Annotated in this window: 14 protein-coding genes; 9 read left to right on the top strand and 5 right to left on the bottom strand. The window is 32.7% G+C overall.

The annotated features are described in order from the left end of the window. Positions 1-119: 119 nt before the first annotated feature. Positions 120-428, bottom strand: a complete 309-nt coding sequence (locus EMN46_RS07460) for a hypothetical protein (RefSeq protein WP_154200175.1) — start codon at positions 426-428, stop codon at positions 120-122. Positions 429-674: 246 nt separating this feature from the next. Continuing rightward, positions 675-1082 (bottom strand): hypothetical protein, encoded by a 408-nt coding sequence (locus EMN46_RS07455; protein WP_154200174.1) that lies wholly within the window; start codon positions 1080-1082, stop codon positions 675-677. Positions 1083-1411: 329 nt separating this feature from the next. On the opposite strand from EMN46_RS07455, the gene EMN46_RS07450 reads away from it, so the two are divergent. Further along, on the top strand, positions 1412-1927 hold the full coding sequence (locus tag EMN46_RS07450; RefSeq protein ID WP_154200173.1) for a DUF2892 domain-containing protein: 516 nt from the start codon (positions 1412-1414) through the stop codon (positions 1925-1927). Between the two features lie 66 nt (positions 1928-1993). Here EMN46_RS07450 and EMN46_RS07445 read toward each other — a convergent pair whose 3' ends face one another. Continuing rightward, positions 1994-3088 (bottom strand): gamma-glutamyl-gamma-aminobutyrate hydrolase family protein, encoded by a 1095-nt coding sequence (locus EMN46_RS07445; protein ID WP_154200172.1) that lies wholly within the window; start codon positions 3086-3088, stop codon positions 1994-1996. Positions 3089-3463: 375 nt separating this feature from the next. On the opposite strand from EMN46_RS07445, the gene EMN46_RS07440 reads away from it, so the two are divergent. The 6 genes from EMN46_RS07440 to EMN46_RS07415 all read left to right on the top strand — a co-directional run bounded on the left by EMN46_RS07440 (position 3464) and on the right by EMN46_RS07415 (position 11948). Beyond that, positions 3464-4558, top strand: a complete 1095-nt coding sequence (locus tag EMN46_RS07440) for a hypothetical protein (protein ID WP_154200171.1) — start codon at positions 3464-3466, stop codon at positions 4556-4558. Positions 4559-5308: 750 nt separating this feature from the next. Further along, entirely contained in the window at positions 5309-6376 is a 1068-nt protein-coding gene (dhaK, locus tag EMN46_RS07435) for a dihydroxyacetone kinase subunit DhaK (RefSeq protein WP_154200170.1), read from the top strand. Positions 6377-6507: 131 nt separating this feature from the next. Continuing rightward, a complete protein-coding gene (gene dhaL / locus EMN46_RS07430; RefSeq protein ID WP_154200169.1) occupies positions 6508-7149 on the top strand; it encodes a dihydroxyacetone kinase subunit DhaL in 642 nt (213 codons plus the stop codon). Positions 7150-7155: 6 nt separating this feature from the next. Beyond that, positions 7156-9633 (top strand): phosphoenolpyruvate--protein phosphotransferase, encoded by a 2478-nt coding sequence (gene ptsP / locus EMN46_RS07425; RefSeq protein ID WP_154200168.1) that lies wholly within the window; start codon positions 7156-7158, stop codon positions 9631-9633. Between the two features lie 107 nt (positions 9634-9740). Continuing rightward, positions 9741-10619: an AraC family transcriptional regulator gene (locus tag EMN46_RS20410; protein ID WP_154200167.1), complete on the top strand. Its 879-nt coding sequence runs from the start codon at positions 9741-9743 to the stop codon at positions 10617-10619. Between the two features lie 423 nt (positions 10620-11042). Further along, the gene (locus EMN46_RS07415; protein ID WP_154200166.1) at positions 11043-11948 is read left to right on the top strand and encodes a bifunctional enoyl-CoA hydratase/phosphate acetyltransferase; all 906 of its coding nucleotides are present in this window, start codon (positions 11043-11045) and stop codon (positions 11946-11948) included. A gap of 70 nt (positions 11949-12018) precedes the next feature. Here the strand turns inward: EMN46_RS07415 and tpx are convergent, their stop codons facing one another. Both tpx and EMN46_RS07405 read right to left on the bottom strand, forming a co-directional pair. Further along, positions 12019-12534: a thiol peroxidase gene (gene tpx, locus EMN46_RS07410; protein ID WP_154200165.1), complete on the bottom strand. Its 516-nt coding sequence runs from the start codon at positions 12532-12534 to the stop codon at positions 12019-12021. 175 nt (positions 12535-12709) lie between these two features. Next, complete coding sequence (locus EMN46_RS07405; protein ID WP_154200164.1) at positions 12710-15208, bottom strand: ATP-dependent Clp protease ATP-binding subunit; 2499 nt, start codon at positions 15206-15208, stop codon at positions 12710-12712. 333 nt (positions 15209-15541) lie between these two features. Between EMN46_RS07405 and gyrA the strand changes: the two genes are divergently transcribed. Then, on the top strand, positions 15542-18154 hold the full coding sequence (gene gyrA, locus EMN46_RS07400) for a DNA gyrase subunit A (RefSeq protein ID WP_154200163.1): 2613 nt from the start codon (positions 15542-15544) through the stop codon (positions 18152-18154). Between the two features lie 96 nt (positions 18155-18250). Further along, positions 18251-19420: a tetratricopeptide repeat protein gene (locus tag EMN46_RS07395; protein WP_154200162.1), complete on the top strand. Its 1170-nt coding sequence runs from the start codon at positions 18251-18253 to the stop codon at positions 19418-19420. The last annotated feature ends 487 nt before the right edge of the window (positions 19421-19907 follow it).

Genomic DNA, 19907 nt, shown 5'->3' with positions numbered 1-19907 from the left:
GGCTTGCCTGATTACATATTTGTAAGACAGTTAAAAACCATTATTTTTTTTATTGAGATTGATAATTATTCCGATAAAGGGAAGAGTAGGGAAGGCTAATAGCCGACCCTATCTAATTTTTAATGCTTATGTTCGCAATTTTCATGGTCATGACCTTCATGCTCTTCTTTTACTTTTTTAGAATCGCAGCAAGATTTCGTCTCTTCAGCAGTGCAACCAGATTTACAGCCTGAACAACTAGTTTTTGTTGTTGAATCTACCTTGAATTCCTCTTGATTATGTTCATGTCCTTCAACACCATGATCATGACCTTCATGATTGTGTCCTTCGTGTTGGTGAACTTCTTCTGTTTTAACTTTTTTACCAGTGCTATTGCACGAGGTAAATGCCAAGCCACAAATTGCTAAAGCAAATAATACTTTTTTCATGTGAGATGTTTGTTTTAGAGATAGTTCAATAACATTTTTATACTGAAATCAGCACAAAAATGACATAAACCATCTCTGATTGTTAGTAAAATAATTATCAATAAAAGTTGTATAAATACAACGGGGTTTACATGTTTGAGATCTACAAAACCAATTATTTAACAGACTAAACCAATGTGTGGTACGAAGAAAGTTATCCTAATTTGCTAAAAGCAAGTAGAATAAAAATTGACGTTGTAGAATAGTTTAGCCGAGTGGAGGTCCACGAAGTCCTGTGGATTCCCTATCGGGCTCAGGAACTAGATTGGAATTTGATACAAAGTATCTGATAGGTGCATCATCATTCGAAGGTAAAATAATATCTAAAATGATATGTGCGATCTGCATCTGAAACTTAAAAAATTTGAAGAAACGTAAATTCACAAATGAACAACAGATACTCTCATTATTTTTGTGAAAATGAGTAATATGCTGTCTTTTGTTATCTGAATTGCAGTAAGTTGTGTGAATTGTTTCATTATGACCTTGGACCAATTTTTCAAAATTGGCAGAAGTAATCGTTTTATGATGATGGTGAGGAATAATATCATGAGCAAGCATTACCAAAATTGGTAACACTAAAATTAAACTCAAAATTTTCTTATTTATCTTCATAAAATGCATTTCTGCATCAAAACTAAGTTTTTATTTTCGGTATGCAAATTATTATATATGAAATAATGTCAATTTTTAAACCAATTGTTTTATTTAAAATTGAGATTAAGAAAATTTACTGAAATTTATTTGAGTTTATTTTGCCATTAAAAAAAGATTTGATTTTAATCTTTTGGGATATATCCTAGGAGGATTAGGCATAGAAAATAGTCGTTTTGTAATTTATTTGACTCGTTAAAATAGAAATAAAAGAAAAAATACAGCTTTATGTTGCTTGTTTTTGTTAAAAAATGGTTTGTTTTGTATCATTAAATTTTAAAATATCTATTATGGTGAGAAAGTACCTTAGGCTTGTTATTGCTGGAATTATATTATCAGGATCTATCTTTTTGTTTGTGAGCAGTATGATATCATATGGCATATATGCTTTTTTAGTGGCTGGTCTATTTGTTTTATTCCATTTCAAAAATGAGAAAAATGTTTTGGCCTTTTATTTTGTTAGAAAATCTAAGTTCGATAAAGCACATGGTATATTGAGTGGTGTAAAACATCCTGAAGCGATGATAAAAAGCCAAGAAGCTTATTATTATTATCTTTCTGGATTAGTAGAAGCTCAACAAAACAGTAGCTCTAAAGCTGAAAAGCACTTCAAAAAAGCACTTTCTACAGGTCTTAGAACATCAACAGATCAGGCTGTAGCAAAGCTTAACTTATCTGGTATTTATTTGTCAAAAAGAAATAAAAAGCTTTCTAAATACTATTTGCAAGAAGCTAAAAAACTTGACAAACAAAAAATGTTGTCTGCTCAAATCAAAGAAATTGAAGCTATGATGAAACGTATCTAAGTTTTATTATCATATAACAATAGTAAAAGACCTAATCTGCAGAATAGCAAATTAGGTCTTTTCGGTTTATAAATTCTGCAATCTCTCATTTATACCCATCCAATAAGCTTTGTAGAAATTTAGACTTTCTATATCAATCCATTCCTGCAAAGTCTTTTTCTCGCCATTAGGTTTAAATTGCACCTTGCATGTAGGCATAAAAAAGTCGGAGCGTTCTGGGTGAAATTGTATGCCAAATACATTAGAAAATTTCTTGTGGTATATGGCTTCAATTATTTTACCATCAATTGATTTTGCCGAAACCTTAAATCCCATACCAAGATTATCAATAGCTTGATGATGGTAGGAGTTGACTGTTGGCGAAGCTTTTTTAGATACACCAGTTAATTTTGGAAAAAAGGAACCTTCAAAATCTATCTTGTGAAAATGAAAGCCTGTTAGTTCTAAACTATCATATTTTGACATCTGTTTGTAATAATTTCGGTGAATCTCATTTTCACCAAGCTTTGATAAGCCATTAGATTCGGTTCTATGGTAAATTTCAGATGGTATATCCTGTATTAAACTTCCTCCAGTAGCAATATTCATAGTTTGCATGCCAAGGCAAATGCCATGAACTAAATAATTAGGTTTTTGATTTAATAGAGCCGAGTAGTTTTTATTTTGAGAACCGCCCAATAGATGAAAAATAAAAGAGGCTTCGAAATAATGACGATATGGGTCGCAAACTTTAGTTAGTGGATTTAGTTCTTCTCCATAGATTGCTGGTGGTATATCAGGTCCACCAAAGAAAAAGGCAGCAGAACTGTTTTTAAAGAGTTCTATAAAATCATCACTCATATCATTTCGTTGATAAAGTTTGTCAGTAGATATACTATCCTTAAGTTCAACCAAATACATATTAAGAGTGCTAATTGTATCAAGTACAGCTTGAGAATTCCTGTATTCGTAATTTTCATTAGAATGATATATTCCTATTAGTTGAACCTTATTCAAATTGATTAAGCCTTTAGTAGAAAGCGTAGAAAGAATATGGATATTAGTGACTGTAGGGTGTGCAATTAAAATGCGTTTATCTAAATTATTAGGTAATGGTTTTAATAGTTGTGCTTGCAAAAAACTGATAGGTAAAAGCAGGAGCAAGAGTAATTTAATTTTCATTGTATTCTATATTAGTTAATTGGAGGAGTTAATAAGATTAATTCAAAAATAAGTTTTTATATCAATAAACAGAGTTATAAACTGCTTAAATAAAGTATATCGATTAATCAGAAGATCTTTTAGTTATAAATCGGGAGTTGATATGATAGTTATATTCAAATAATATTTTGTAATAAATAATTAAAATATGCTCTACTCTTTTTTGTGATTAATTTAATTAAAACAGAGATGAAGTAAACTAAAATTATTGGATTAAATGAATATTTTATTAGTTAAACGTTCAAAAAGTGATGATGAAAATCAAAATAAAGACAAAAAAGCTTGTTCGTTATAAATTATTATTATAAATTTCGGACAATTAGTTTAAATAAGATATTGTTTAAAACTAATAGAACAGTTCAAATTCATAATAAAATGCTGGAAAGTCAAAAACTCAATAATAAAGTGTTGGAATCTCAGGAGATAAGTGCTCTTGCTGATTATCGTGCTTTTGAGGAGCGTTTACTTCTAGTTATTAAAAATCACTTGTATAAAAATCAAGTTATAGATATTTTAAGTTTTAAGGAAAAGCAAATGATATATAGTCGTTTGTGCAACATTCGCCCACTTCAGAGTGCTACTGGATGTCTAATTCCTTCTTCTCAGTTAAATGAGATAAACAATGAATATCATAAAATAATCAATGAATTTAGATTTAAACTTGAAGGTAAAGAAATAAGTCTAGTTGATTTTAAAATTTTGGCTTCATTTTATGATGTTCTTTATCATGGAATTAAAAAACGCAAACGAAGAAGATTTTTAAAAGAGGCATTTGCTGTATCTATTTTAGAAGGTTTTTCTCTGCTTAAACTAGTGCCAAAAATGTATACGGCTTGTTTTTCTATACTAATTAATCATTTGAATGATATAAACAAACAGAATTGTTCCTTTGAAATACGTGCTAAGCAAGCAGGATTAGGAATAATACTTACACCTGTTTTAAATAGTAATACGGTGTCAATATTCTCTTCAAATAATAAATTAGACTTACTGTCGAGGTTGAAAGAAGAAAAGAAACAATACAAAACAGATTATCAAGAAATATATAATTTTAACAATTACAATTTAAATATACACACCATGCAAGAAGCAAATTATGAGGAATTTCTTTCTTACATTAAGCAAGGAGAAGATGCGAAATTAACAGTTAACAATTCTAATAGAGAAGAGTTGGCTTTGCAGAGTCATTCAATTTGGAAGCTTTTACAGCTTTTAGTAATCAATACATTGGGATTGATTGTAGCTCAGCTAGCAAAAATGTCGTATTCTTTGTTTTTTAAGTTGAAAAATTTATTTAAGCAAGGTGAAAATGTAGATATTAAGTCTAGCGAACAGGAATCAACTGAATACACGCCTTCAAAACTATTGGTGCCTAATAATTTTAATGTTACTATTGAAGAAAATAGTCATTTAAAAAAACGAGCAATTTAGTATAAATAATAAAGGTTTCCTCTTAAATGCAATTTGTGTAATTAGACAACACATATGTATAAAAATGTAGTAATTACAAGGCGTAAGTTTGTTTTAACTATATTGAAATTAAATTTACTATATACACAATAAAATCACCTTCAATCTTAAGTTATACTTAAGATTGAAGGTTTTTTATTGATTTCAATTGGCTATTAAAAATCACGTCAATTTTATCATCGCTTTATGTGAGTTTATAATATGTTTAAGCATAATTGTTTATCATATCAACCAGTAAAAGATATTAGTATGGAATATCTTCTTCTTACTTTTAATGATGGCCTATTTACTTTTATTCCCAACGAATTTTATTCCATATACTCCTTTTAAAAATTCCTATCTCGTAACATAGAAAAAGCACTTAATATTTCCCTTATAATATGTTCTTTTAGTGAATAATAGATTACAATAAGACTGATGAAATAGGTATTTACTAGAAATATAATGCACAATCAGTGATTAGTTATGCTGTTCGTTTAATTACCTCATTTACAATTGTTTAATAATAGCATGCTCGAACTGAATTTGGATTATGCAATCGTTTTAACCAAATTGGATAAGAAATGAGCCAAATAGAACATTTTGTGTAAAGTAAAACCGCTTATTTCACATTATAAAAGATATTAAATAATTACTGCGGGAAATTTTGTTAAGAAACTTTAGCCTGAAGAAAGTATATCTCTATAATTAATCCTGTACAAAACTTATTCTATGAAAAAATTAATTAATAAGGTAGACGATGTAGTTGTTGAGCAAATGCAAGGAATGGCGGCAGCACATAGTAGCATCAAGATTAATCTTGAACCAAAATTTGTATATCGTTCAGATTCTCCAAAAAATAAAGTAGCTATTGTTTCAGGTGGAGGAAGTGGTCATGAGCCTATGCATTGTGGCTTTGTTGGTTTGGGAATGTTAGATGGCGCATGTCCTGGTGAAATGTTTACTTCTCCTACGCCAGATCAAATGCTTGAATGTGCAAAGCAAGTGAATGGCGGCCCTGGTGTTTTGTTCTTAGTGAAAAATTATACGGGTGACGTCATGAATTTTGATATGGCAACTGAAATGTTACATGATGAAGAAATTCCAGTTCAAAGTATTTTAGTTGATGATGATGTGGCTGTAAAAGATAGTCTTTACACAGCAGGTAGACGTGGTGTTGGTACGACTGTACTGATGGAAAAGATTGTTGGAGCCGCAGCTGAAGCTGGTTACAGTTTGGATGAATGTGCTGATTTAGCTAGAAAGGTGAATTGTAGCGGTAGATCAATGGGAATGGCTTTAACTTCGTGTATTGTGCCTGCGGTTGGGAAACCAAATTTCGAAATTGGTGACGATGAAATTGAGTTTGGTGTTGGTATTCACGGCGAACCAGGCAGAAAAAGAATGAAGCTTAGTACAGCTGATGAAACGACAACTATGCTCGTTGATGGTATCTTGGATGATGAAGATTTTACAAGAACTGTAAGAGAGTGGGATAGAACAAAAGGAGAGTGGGAAGATAAGGAGATTACGAGTAAAGCTTTAAAAGCAGGCGATGAAGTAATTGTAATGGTGAATAGTTTAGGTGGAACGCCAGTTTCTGAGCTATATATTGTTTACAGAAAGCTTGCTGAAATCTGTGAAGCAAAAGGAATTAAAATTGTGGAAAAATTAATTGGACCTTACATTACTTCTCTTGAAATGCAAGGATGTACCATCACAATGGTAAAAGCAGATGAAGAAATTAAGAAATTTTGGAACGCTCCAGTAAATACGCCAGGTCTTCGTTGGGGCGTATAAGTTTAGAAACAGATTAAATATAAAATCAGGATGTTTTAAATCAAATTAAGACATCCTGTTTAAATATATTCTAGCTTATTTTTTAAGAAGAATATGATCAAATAAGTAGATTTAATTAAAATATAAGTGTAATGAGTGTTATATCACAAGTTCAGGTTAACGATTGGTTGAAAGGAATCGCAGCAGTAATGAGTAAAGACAAAGATTATCTTTCTCAGCTAGATGCTGCAATTGGTGATGCTGATCATGGTATCAATATGGATAGAGGTTTTCAAAAAGTTTTACTGAAAACAGAATTGTTTGATGGTAAAGATATAGGCGCAATTCTAAAAGACACAGGAATGACATTAATTTCTAGTGTTGGTGGAGCATCGGGACCTCTTTATGGCAAGTTTTTTATGCAAATGGGTATGGCCTTAAAAGGAAAGATGGAACTGAATTTGGCTGATCTTTGCGAAGGAATTTCAAAAGGCTTAGGTGGCGTTAAAGGAATCGGAAAAGCTTCCGTTGGCGATAAGACCATGGTTGATGTTTGGTCGCCGGTTGTTGAATCGCTTAATGAATCTGTTAATCAGAATGAAACATTAGAGATAGCATCTACTAAAATGGTTGAAGCTGCAGAAGTTGGACTAAAATCGACAATTAATTTGATTGCTAGAAAAGGTAGAGCGAGTTATTTGGGAGAAAGAAGCATTGGACATCAAGATCCTGGAGCAACTTCTTCGTGTTCTATAGTTAAGGTACTACAAGCAATAATTGTTGAAAATAAATAGGAAAAGATGATAGGTCTAGTAATCGTCTCGCATAGTAAAATGTTGGCAGAGGGAGTTAAAGAGCTTGCCCTGCAAATGGGGCAAAATAAAGTGAAGATAGAAGCTGCTGGAGGGCTCGATGATGATGAAAATCCAATTGGAACCGATCCCATGAAAATTGAACAGGCCATTCGAAATGCTTATTCCGAAGATGGTGTTTTGGTTTTGATGGACATTGGTAGTGCGATTATGAGTGCCGATATTGCTCTCGATTTTCTGGAAGATGAGATGCGCGATAAGGTGATTCTATGCGAAGCGCCTCTTGTTGAAGGTGCAATTGCTGCTGCTGCACAAGCTATGTCTGGCTCCAGTTTAAAAGAGGTTATTGCTGAAGCCAAAAATGCATTGCATGCTAAAAAAGTACTTTTGCAACCAGAAGAGGAAGAGGTTTCTATTGACGAAGGTAAAGAGATCGTTACAGAAGGAAAATCTGTACAAATTACGGTTCCGAATAAACAAGGTTTGCATGCCAGACCTGCAGCTAAGCTTATCGAGATTGTGAATCGTTTCGATGCAAATGCTATGGTGTCTGTAAATGGGAAAAAGCCTGTTTCTGCATCAAGTATTAGTCAAGTTGGTACTTTAGGTGCTAAACAAGGCGATGTATTAGACTTTATACTTTCGGGGAATGAGTCCGTTTTACTAGAGAATGCCTTAATTGAATTTCAAGATGCTAATTTTGGTGATAACGACAAACTAAGTGCCGAAACCGTTGAAAAAACAGTAAATAAGAAATCAAAAAATGGTGCAATTCAGGGAATTGCAGCATCAAAAGGTATAGCCATTGGGAAAGCCATGTGGTTTAAAAAGGAGTTGCCAACCATTGAAAAAGTGGACATTTCTGATGCTGATCAGGAAATAAACTTATTGCATCAATCGATTAATCGTGTGATTGTAGATTTGGAAACAATTCAACAAAAAATTACCAAAGAACTTAATAAAGATAAGGCTGAGATTTTTGAATATCATAAACTTCTTTTGCGTGATCAAGATTTACTAAAAGAAGTAGAAGAAACTGTCCGTAAAGAAAAAATAAATGTTGCTTTTGTATGGTCTAGCCAAATTGAAAAATTAAAAGCAGAATATCTAAAAATGGATAGTGCTTATTTGCAAGAAAGAGCTTCTGATGTGGTCGAAGTTGGGAATAAAGTTCTTTTGGAAATGCTAGGAGAGCCTCAGCAAAAGATTGTACTTACGGAAGCTTGCATTATAGTAACTGATGAATTGGGACCAGCCGAAACCGTTGATTTGGATCTTAATCTAGTACAGGGAATTATTACAAGGGCCGGAGGTGAGACTTCTCACTCTGCTATTTTATCACGATCCTTAGGAATTCCAGCAATTGTAGGTATTGGTGAGGAGATAGATCAGCTTATTAATGGTGAGGAAATTGCGATTAATGGAAAAACAGGAGAAATTTGGACCAAAAATCACTCAACTGTAATTGTTGATTTAAGAAAACAGAAAGAAGAAGAAGAATTTAAAAGAGGAGAATTGCTTAAAATAGCCAAAACTCCTGCTGTAACTAAAAATGGGAAAACTTATCAAATATTAGCAAATGTAAGTGGACCCAAAGAAGCAAAAATCTCTTTTGAGAATGGAGCAGATGGTATAGGACTTTATAGAACTGAATTTTTGTTTATGAACCGAGATAAAGCTCCATCGGAAGAGGAACAATATGAGGCTTATAAAGCAGTTTGCGAAAACATGAAAGGTTATCCAGTTACCATACGAACTCTTGATGTGGGTGGAGATAAGCCTATTCCTTATCTTAATATTCCTTCTGAAAATAATCCTTTTTTAGGATTGAGAGGTATTCGATACTGTTTGCAAGATACTGAATTATTTAAAACACAACTAAGAGCAATTTGTCGCGTGTCGGCAGAATACGATATTCGTGTCATGTTTCCTATGGTTGGTGTGATTGAAGAGGTTTATTCGGCAAAAGAATTGCTTAGTGAAGTCCAAGAAGAATTGAAAAAAGAGGGAATTTCATTTTCAAAGACAATGAAAGTTGGCGTCATGATAGAAGTTCCGTCAACCATATTTTTTATTCCACAATTGGCTGCCGAATTAGATTTTCTTAGCATTGGAACTAACGATCTTACCCAGTATCTATTGGCTTTAGATCGTGATAATAATAGCGTAGCTAAATATCATAGTCCGTTTCATCCAGCAGTATTGGAAGCAATTCGGGAGATTTTAGTTCGTTCTAAAGAAGTTGGAATAGAGGTTAGTATGTGTGGCGAGTTAGCGGGTAACACAAAGGCTACTAGTTTATTAATTGGCTTGGGGTTGGAAAAATTCAGCATGAATAGTCCAGCTATCCCATTTGTGAAAGAAGTAATTAGAAATGTTGATGTAGAGACGAATCCCAATGATTTTAAGTTAGATTCATCGATTCAGACTTTACAAGAGCTTAAAAAATCAGTAGAGGAAAGCTAGATTGTAGTATTCCTTCTTAAAATATTTATAAATTGTGATGGATTATAGATTAGATATAAAGTCTAATTTGTAATCCATATTTTATATCCAATAAAAAGAAGAATAAGGTGATTAGCGAGGAACTGAAAGCATATTTTGAACGATCTGAGGTTTGTAAAATCTTAGAATCCGATCATCAGTATATTGTTTATTATTCCAATACGGAACAAGAAATGTTGGAGAAGTTCTTTATTGGAGAACATACTTTAATGTTTATTTTAAAAGGCAACAAAGGTGTTGTTACCCCCAATCATTACTATCAAATTGAGGAAGGAGAGGCTATATTCATTAAAAAAGGTTCTATTCTTATCAATGAGAAATTGATACAAGGCAATCAAAATTCGGGAATCTTCATTTTTTTAAAGGAGGCGTTCATTGTCGAGTTTGTCGATAAATACAAACACATGCTTCATTCCACTGATGCTTTGGATATTAAAACTTGGGGAGCTTATCAATATCAAATGGATTCATGGATGCAGGTATATATTTCGTCCTTAATTTCTTATTTCCAGGTGCTTCCACCACCAGCTCCAGAATTATTAAGCAACAAGTTAAATGAGCTTCTGTTGGTGTTGATACAAGGACAGGAACGAAGCTATTTTATTAGTTTTCTTAGAGAAATTTTAATGGTGCGTAAATCTGCTATCGATACGGTTTTACAATCAAATATATATCGAAATCTGAATGTTGATCACCTCGCATTTTTATCAAATAAAAGTTTGTCTCAATTCAAAAGAGAATTTAAAAAGAAATACAACGATACGCCTGCCAATTGGATCCGAATAAAAAGATTGGAATATTCATCTCACCTTCTAATTAGTACAGATAAACCGGTTAATGACATCTGTTGGGAATCTGGTTTTTCTAATGTTTCTCATTTTTGCCAGCTTTTTCAGAAGCATTATGGTACTTCGCCTTTAAAACACCGAAATGTAATTCGTGACTAGGAATCGAACTAGTTCATCACATAAATTACTGCTAAGTCGTTTTTTTCTTAAATTCCTCATGTTGCAGTCTAGCTTATGGTTATACTCAATCCACATTTTCCGTAATCTAGTAGTAGCTTAAAGAGATTCTAAAATAAACGGATTAAAATTCAACGTGCTAAATAGTAATCTTGATGAATTACTCTTTTTTATAGGTGATTTTATCTATTATGAAACTTCAAAAACTCATATTCTATAACCACTAATAGTTACATATTATAATGTAATTGCTCTTTTTTATAATAAATAATAATATTTAAGCTGAATTTGAATGCAGTTCATTCATTATTTTATACTTTTGCCTTACAACATGAATGATATATCTAAGGAGGTATCAATCTGTTTATTTTAAAGAAACAAATACCAACAACAAAATATATCAAAATGATTACACGTTTAGATCAAGTTATCGAAAAGCTTAAAAGCAACAAAAAAAAGAGATTAGTCGCTGCATATGCAAACGATTCCCATACAATTGGTGCTGTTAACAATGCTGTAGAATTAGGAATTGTAGACGCAACATTAGTTGGCGATCAAGCTGAAATTGAAAAAACATGTAAGGAGAACAACTTCGATATATCTCGTTTTACAATTGTACACGAACCTAATGAGTTAAAAGCGGCTCAAAAAGCTGTTGAATTAATTAATAATGGTGAAGGTGATATGATTATGAAAGGTCTTGTAAGTACTGATAAGTACATGAAAGCCATTCTAAATAAAGAAAAAGGATTAATGCCTCCTAAGGCTGTTTTAAGTCACGTAACTGTAATGGAAAACCCAAATTATCACAAACTTTTAGTTGTGAGTGATGTTGCAGTGATTCCACAACCAGACTTGAATCAAAAAATTGCAATTACTAACTATGTCATTGAAGTAGCTCAAGCTTTAGGAATCGAGAAACCTAAAGTGGCTATAATTGCTGCTTCGGAGCAAGTATTAACTAAAATGCCTGCTTGTGTTGATGCGGCTATTATCTCTAAAATGGCTGATCGTGGACAAATTAAAGGTGCTTATGTTGATGGTCCTTTAGCTCTTGATGTTGCAATTGATAAGGAGTCGGCTAAGATTAAAAAAATGAATTCGATGGTTGCTGGTGATGCCGATTGTTTGGTATTCCCAAATATCGAAAGTGGCAATGTATTCTATAAAGTAAACACCAAATTAGCGAAAGCGGAATTGGGAGCAATGGTTATGGGAGCAAAGGTTCCTGCTATTCTGTCATCACGTGGAGATAGTGTGAAGACTAAATTGTATTCTATCGCAATGGCTGCCTTACTAGCTTCAAAATAAATATATTTATAAGATATAGAAAGAGGGCTAATCAATTAAGATTAGCCCTCTTTTAGTATTTTCAACTGAATTAAACTAAAGCTTTAGCGGCTTTAATTGCAGCATCAAAATCAGGAGCGTCAGTTACTTCAGGTACATATTCTACGTACTGAATTGTATTTTCCTTATCGATAACTACAACGCCACGAGTAAGAAGACGTAATTCTTCAATAGCAAAACCATACTTGTATCCAAAATCCATCTCTTTATGGTCTGATAATGTAATTAAGTTATCAATTCCTTCTGCACCGCAAAAACGTCCTAAAGCAAAAGGAAGATCGTTTGATAGAGTGATAATTTGAACTTGATCACCCAAATTAGAAGCTTCTTTATTGAAACGGTGTGCTTGTGCAGAACAAACTCCAGTATCTACAGATGGAAAAATCGAAAGAATTTTCACTTTTCCATCAAAATCGGATAAAGAAACAGGAGCTAAGCCTTGATTAAGAGCAGTAAAGTTTTCTGCTTTATCACCTTTTTTTACTTGATTTCCTACAAGTGTTATTACGCCACCAGCAAAGGTTACTTTTGTATTGTCTTTTTTCATTTTGTTTGTATTTTAATTTTATAATTGTTTAAATCAGAAATAAGGATAATAAATTCCCTTATTACTCAAATGATTATCAAAGATAATAATATTGATTATTTAAACTAAATAGTAATAACGTTTTTGTTAGATAAAAACAGATAAATAAATGCCAGCATAGCTGGCATTTTTAGTTTTATTCAACTTCTTTATTCTGTTTGAGAATCTTAGTGGTTATTTTTTCTTTTTTCTTGTCTAAACCAACAGATATCGTATCACCTTCTGTTAAAGATGCCTTTATAATTACTTCAGCCATCTCATCCTCTAAATATTTTTGAATGGCTCTTTTTAAAGGACGTGCTCCAAATTGGACATCATAGCCTTTTTTAGCGATAAAATCCTTAGCTGCAGCTGATATCTTGATTTTGAAACCTAGATCTTCTACACGGCCATATAAGCCCTTCAATTCTATGTCGATAATTTGATGAATATGCTCCTCGTTCAATGAGTTAAACATGATTAAATCATCAACTCGATTTATAAATTCAGGCGCAAAGGCTTTACGAAGCGCTTTTTGAATAATACTGTTTGCGTATTCACTATCTGAACTATTTTTAGATTGAAAACCAATTCCTTTCCCAAAATCTTTTAATTCTCTAGATCCAATGTTCGAAGTCATAATTACAATACAGTTTTTGAAGTCAACCTTGCGACCTAAAGAATCTGTTAATTGTCCATCATCAAGCAATTGAAGTAGAATATTAAATACATCAGGGTGTGCTTTCTCAATTTCATCTAAAAGAATGACAGAGTAGGGTTTACGACGAACTTTTTCGGTCAATTGACCACCTTCTTCGTATCCAACATATCCTGGAGGCGCTCCAATTAAACGAGATACAGCAAATTTTTCCATATACTCACTCATATCGATACGAATTAGCGCTTCTGAACTATCAAATAGATATTCCGAAAGAACTTTAGCTAATTGCGTTTTACCAACACCTGTTGGACCTAAAAATATAAATGATCCGATAGGTTTGTTTGGGTCTTTTAAACCAGCTCTATTTCTTTGTATAGCTTTTACAATTTTCCCAATGGCATCGTCTTGACCAATTACTTTAGTCATTAACTCTTCTTTCATTTGAAGAAGACGAAATCCTTCGGCTTGTGCAATACGTTTTACAGGTACACCGGTCATCATAGCAACAACTTCGGCAATATTATCTTCCGATACTTCTTCTTTTTGTTGACTAAGATCTTTTTCCCATTTATCTTTTTCGTTTTCAAGCTTATCTATTAGCTGTTTTTCTTTATCGCGAAAACTTGCAGCTAATTCAAACTTTTGAGATTTAACTGATTTAATTTTATTTTGACGCGTTTCTTCAATATCTGCTTCAAGTTCCTCAATAATCTTGGGAACAAGAATATTAGAAATATGAACCCGAGATCCAGCTTCATCAAGCGCATCAATTGCTTTATCTGGCAAATAACGATCACTTATATAGCGAGTAGTTAATTTTACACAAGCCTCAATTGCATCAGGTGTATAAAAGACATTGTGATGATCTTCGTATTTTTCCTTAATGTTATTAAGAATCAAAATTGTTTCTTCAACAGAGGTTGGTTCAACCAAAATTTTCTGGAAACGACGTTCTAAAGCACCATCTTTCTCAATGTGCTGACGATATTCATCAAGTGTTGTTGCGCCAATACATTGAATTTCGCCACGAGCTAAAGCTGGTTTTAGCATGTTGGCTGCATCTAATGAACCTGTTGCACCTCCAGCACCTACAATCGTGTGAATTTCATCTATAAATAGAATGATATCCGTTGTCTTTGCCAACTCATTTAAAATGGCTTTCATTCGTTCTTCAAATTGGCCACGATATTTAGTTCCCGCAACTATGGATGCCAAATCGAGAGTTACAACCCGTTTATCAAACAATACACGAGATACCTTTCGTTGAACAATTCTCAAGGCTAAACCTTCAACAATTGCAGATTTTCCAACACCTGGTTCTCCAATTAGTATTGGATTGTTCTTTTTACGTCGACTAAGAATTTGAGCCAAACGTTCAATTTCAACTTCACGTCCTACAATAGGATCAAGAGTTCCTTCTTCGGCAGCTTGGGTAACATCTACACCAAAATTATCTAGAACAGGTGTGTTAGACCTACTAGATGTTCCTTTTTGTGGTGTGTTTCCAGGTCTGCCGCCAATATTTTCTCTTTCCTCCGAAGGAAAATCAGCTTGAGCTTTAGGCAGATTTGTTTGAATATTATTTTTCACAGTATTATAATCTACATTTTTTGTACTTAAATAACGTGTTACAAGAGATTTTTCATCATTAAGTATTGCTAATAATAAGTGACTCGTATCAATTGTTTGATTTTTTAAAGCTTTTGCTTCTAGGTATATGAGCTTCAATACACGCTCTGCAGATTTTTGCAAAGGAATATCGATCTGTTCTAATTTATCCAGAGTCGTATTCTGAAGTTTAAATTCCAAATCATGTTTAATATCAAGTAGGTTGATTCCCAGCGAACTAAGAATATTAATAGCTACACCTTCACCTTCACGTAGTATCCCCAAAAATAGATGTTCGGTACCTATGGTACTATTTCCTAATCTTTCAGCTTCATCTTTACTAAAAGAGAGGACATCTTTTACACGGGGTGAAAATTTTGCGTCCATACAGTATATGTTTAAATTGTATATTATTTCAGTGTCATCTTTGGTGAATTTAATAAGAATATTTTTATCTCAACTAAACTTAAGTTAAAATTTTAGCTATTTAAACGCAGTTTAAGGCTAAACGACCAAATTTTAAGGTTTTAACATCATCGATAAAGGTATAATGTAATATTTATCTTAATTCTTCTTTAATTCCCCTCTATTTATTATCAAAATTGTACTTATTTTTTTACTTTTGCCTTTCTATGATTCGAAGTATGAAAACGTTTTTCATTTCATTAGAACATAGAAATTATATTTCCCATTACAGAATAGAATTTAAAAGAAAAATATATGACCACGGGAGAAAGAATCATACGCATTAATATTGAAGAGGAAATGAAATCTGCTTACATCGATTATTCGATGTCGGTAATTGTTTCTCGAGCTTTACCAGATGTTAGAGATGGACTTAAGCCTGTTCACCGTCGAGTTTTATTCGGCATGAATGAATTGGGTATAGCAGCAAATAAACCTCATAAAAAATCAGCGAGAATTGTTGGTGAGGTTTTGGGTAAGTATCATCCACATGGTGATAGTTCAGTATATATGGCCATGGTTAGAATGGCACAGGAATGGTCATTAAGATACCCTTTGGTAGATGGTCAAGGTAATTTTGGTTCTGTTGATGGTGATAGCCCTGCAGCTATGCGTTATACAGAGGCTAGAATGAAAAAAATTGCAGAAGAGACCTTAGCTGATTTGGATAAGGACACAGTAGATATGTCTCCTAACTTTGATGAGACTCTGCAAGAGCCAACTGTTCTTCCAACACGTATTCCAAACTTATTGGTAAATGGTGCTTCAGGTATTGCAGTAGGTATGGCAACAAACATGCCTCCTCATAATTTAACCGATACAATTGATGCTACAATTGCTTATATCAACAATAATGATGTAACAATTGATGAATTAGTTGATATTATTAAAGCGCCCGATTTTCCTACAGGAGGTATCATTTACGGATACCAAGGTGTAAAAGAATCATACGAAACGGGTAGAGGTCGAGTTGTTGTTCGAGCAAAAACAAATATAGAAGTAACAGATTCTGGTCGTGAAAGAATTATCGTATCAGAAATCCCTTATATGGTTAATAAAGCTGAGCTTATTATAAAAGCTGCTGATTTAATCAATGCTAAAAAAATTGAAGGCATATCGAATGTCAACGATGAATCGGATAGAAACGGTATGCGTATTGTTTTTGATCTGAAACGTGATGCAATTGCCAATGTTGTATTGAATAAACTATTCAAATACACACAAATGCAATCTTCATTCTCAGTGAATAATATTGCATTGGTAAAAGGCCGACCAAGATTGTTGAATCTAAAAGAATTGATTCTCTATTTTGTTGAGCATCGTCACGATGTTGTTGTTCGTCGTACTAAGTTTGAATTGCGACAAGCCGAAGCTAGAGCTCACGTTCTTGAAGGTTTGATTATTGCTTCTGATAATATTGATGAAGTTATCAAAATTATTAGAGGTTCTAAGAGTCCTGATATTGCTCGTGAATCCTTAATAGAAAGATTTGAATTATCTGATATTCAGGCTCGTGCGATTGTTGAAATGCGTTTGCGTCAATTAACTGGACTTGAACAAGATAAACTAAGAGGCGAGTATGAAGAAATCATGAAATTGATTACTCACTTGAATACAATTTTGAATGATCATGACATTCGTATGGGTATTATCAAGGACGAACTTCTTCAGATAAAAGCTAAATATGGCGATGAAAGAAGAACTGAAATTGTTTATGCTTCTGAAGACTTTAATCCTGAAGATTTCTACGCAGATGAAGAAATGGTAATCACAATTTCTCATATGGGTTATATTAAACGTACACCATTAACTGAGTTTAAAACGCAACATAGAGGTGGTGTAGGGGCTAAGGGATCACATACAAGAGATGAAGATTTCTTAGAGCATATGATTATGGCAAGCATGCATAATACAATGCTTTTCTTTACCGAAAAAGGTAAATGTTTTTGGCTAAAAGTATATGAAATTCCAGAAGGTTCTAAACAATCAAAAGGTAGAGCTATTCAAAATCTGCTTAATATTGAGCCAGACGATAAGGTAAAAGCTTACATTAATGTATTGACTCTTAACGAAGAAGATTATATTAATGATAATAACATTATTCTATGTACTAAGAAAGGTGTTGTTAAAAAGACTTCTCTTGAAGCGTATTCTCGTCCTCGTGTAAATGGGGTAAATGCTATCACTGTTCGTGAAGGCGATCAACTATTGGAAGCTAGATTAACAAATGGCAAAAAAGAAATTTTAATTGCAGCACGATCTGGAAAAGCAATTAGATTCGCTGAAACTCAGGTAAGAGCAATGGGTAGAACAGCTTCTGGAGTACGTGGAATCACTTTAAGAGACGAGGCTGACGAAGTAGTTGGCATGGTTTGTGTTGAGAATGGAGATCAGGACATCATGGTTGTTTCGGAACATGGTTATGGAAAACGTTCAAATATTGACGACTACCGAATTACTAATCGTGGTGGAAAAGGAGTGAAGACTATTAATATTACAGAAAAAACAGGTGAATTAATAGCTCTTAAATCCGTTAGCGATAATGATGATTTGATGATTATAAACAAATCAGGTATTGCAATTCGTTTAGCCGTTTCTGGACTAAGAGTTATGGGACGAGCAACTCAAGGCGTTCGTTTAATAAACTTAAGCAAGAAAGATGATTCTATTGCTGCAGTAGCAAAAGTTAACGCGGCTGGCGAAGAAGAATTAATCGCTGACGAGAATACAACGGAAGAAATCGTTGATCAGACTGAAATTAAAACTGAAGATTCAACTGAAACTGATGTTGATAACACAGAAGTTGATAATAAGGATGACGATCAGAAAGATAACGACTTAGATGGAGAACAAACCAGTCTATTTTAGTATTTAGACTAACTATTATAAAATAAATTGTAAAAACAGTTTTTTTTATTGATTTCAAATGAATAAAAAGGCTTTATAAACGAAAATTAATTACTGATGAAAAAAACAACATTCATTATGGTTTTTCTTTTGTGTGTTTCAATGGTAAACGCTCAAAAGAGTAAAGTAACAGGTGCTATTAATTATCTAAGTTCTGGTAAATTAGATAAAGCAAAGGAAGCCATTGATGCTGGTATGGATCATGAAAAATGTGTCGCTTGGCCTAAAACTTATCTAACTAAAGGTAAAGTTTATCAAGCTATCTTTGAAAGTCCACTTCCTGCTTATACTAAATTATCTGAAACGCCATTGCAGGTAGCTTATGAAGCATATTTAAAATGTATTGAACTCGATGTTAAGAATAAATATGGAAAGGCTGTCAAAGCACAAATGACAAATTTAATTCCTGATTTTACTAATAGCGCAGTTAAATTTTTCAATACTGAAGACTATGCTGGAGCATTAAGTGCTTTTGAAAAAGTTCTTGAAATTGAGAACATGGAAATGTTTAAGGCTGATAACTTAGCTGTTGATACTGCTGTAATATTTAATGCAGGATTAGCTGCTCAAAAAGCTAAGAATCTTGAAGCTGCAGCTAAGTATTATAAGAAAACTATTGAATACAATTATGGTGAAGCTAAAGCTTATGCATACCTTTCTAAGGTATTGGCAGATAGTGATAAAGCAGAAGAATCATTAATGTATCTTCAAAAAGGTTTTGAAAAGTATCCAGATGATGCTTATATGCTAGTTGAATTGATTAATCATTACCTAACTGGACCAAATCCTAATGAAGCAGCAGAGTATCTTGATAAAGCGATTTCTTTAGATCCTGAAAATGCATCTTACTATAGAGCAAAGGGAACTGTATTTGAAAAGACTAATGAAGTAGATAAAGCTAAGGAAATGTATAATATTGCCTTAACTAAAGATCCTAAGGATTATATCTCTTATTACAATCTTGGAGTTATACAATTGAACGTGGCTGAAGAAGCTCGTAAAGTTGCTAATGACATTATTGATCAAAAGAAATATGACGCAGCTATTAAAAACTTATTAAAATTGTACGAAGAGGCACTGCCATATTTCACTAAAGTAATTGAGATTAAGCCTGACGAAGAAAATTCAATTTCTACTTTGAAAGAGCTTTATTTTAAATTGAGAAATGAAAAACCTGAGTATATGAAAAAATACGAAGAGTATAAAGCAAAAATTGATAACATGTAAGTTTTACAACTTAAATATCTTTAAAGCCTCCAAAATAATTTTTGGAGGCTTTTTTTATGTTTTTTTTTCTAAAGCGAGGATCAATTTATGTTCTATTATTTAAAACACACCTTATTTATCATAATAACAATTATAAGACAAATCTGTTATTTCAGTGATAAGTGGAATTTAGACAAACTATGCTGAGAATTCAATATTTTAGGCTTATTCAAACATCAATACAGAAAATATAAATGTAATATAAGTTGCATTACTTTACACGATTTACACAACCTACTAATTTAACCTGAATAGTAAATATCTTTATTTTCGTTTGCAAACACTTCATATTAATATGATGTATCTAAGATTTAAACTATAGTTGTTAATAACAAAACCTATTTTGCATTTGATATGATAGCATAAAAGTTTGCTAATGATATTCTCATAGACTTTAAATTTCAAATACTGTATTTAAAGGTAACACAATGCTCTATTATTTGTGTTT

The organism is Ancylomarina sp. 16SWW S1-10-2 (assembly GCF_009669305.1).
In the GTDB taxonomy this organism is placed as follows: domain Bacteria; phylum Bacteroidota; class Bacteroidia; order Bacteroidales; family Marinifilaceae; genus Ancylomarina.
This window is presented reverse-complemented; position numbering and strand designations above follow the sequence as displayed.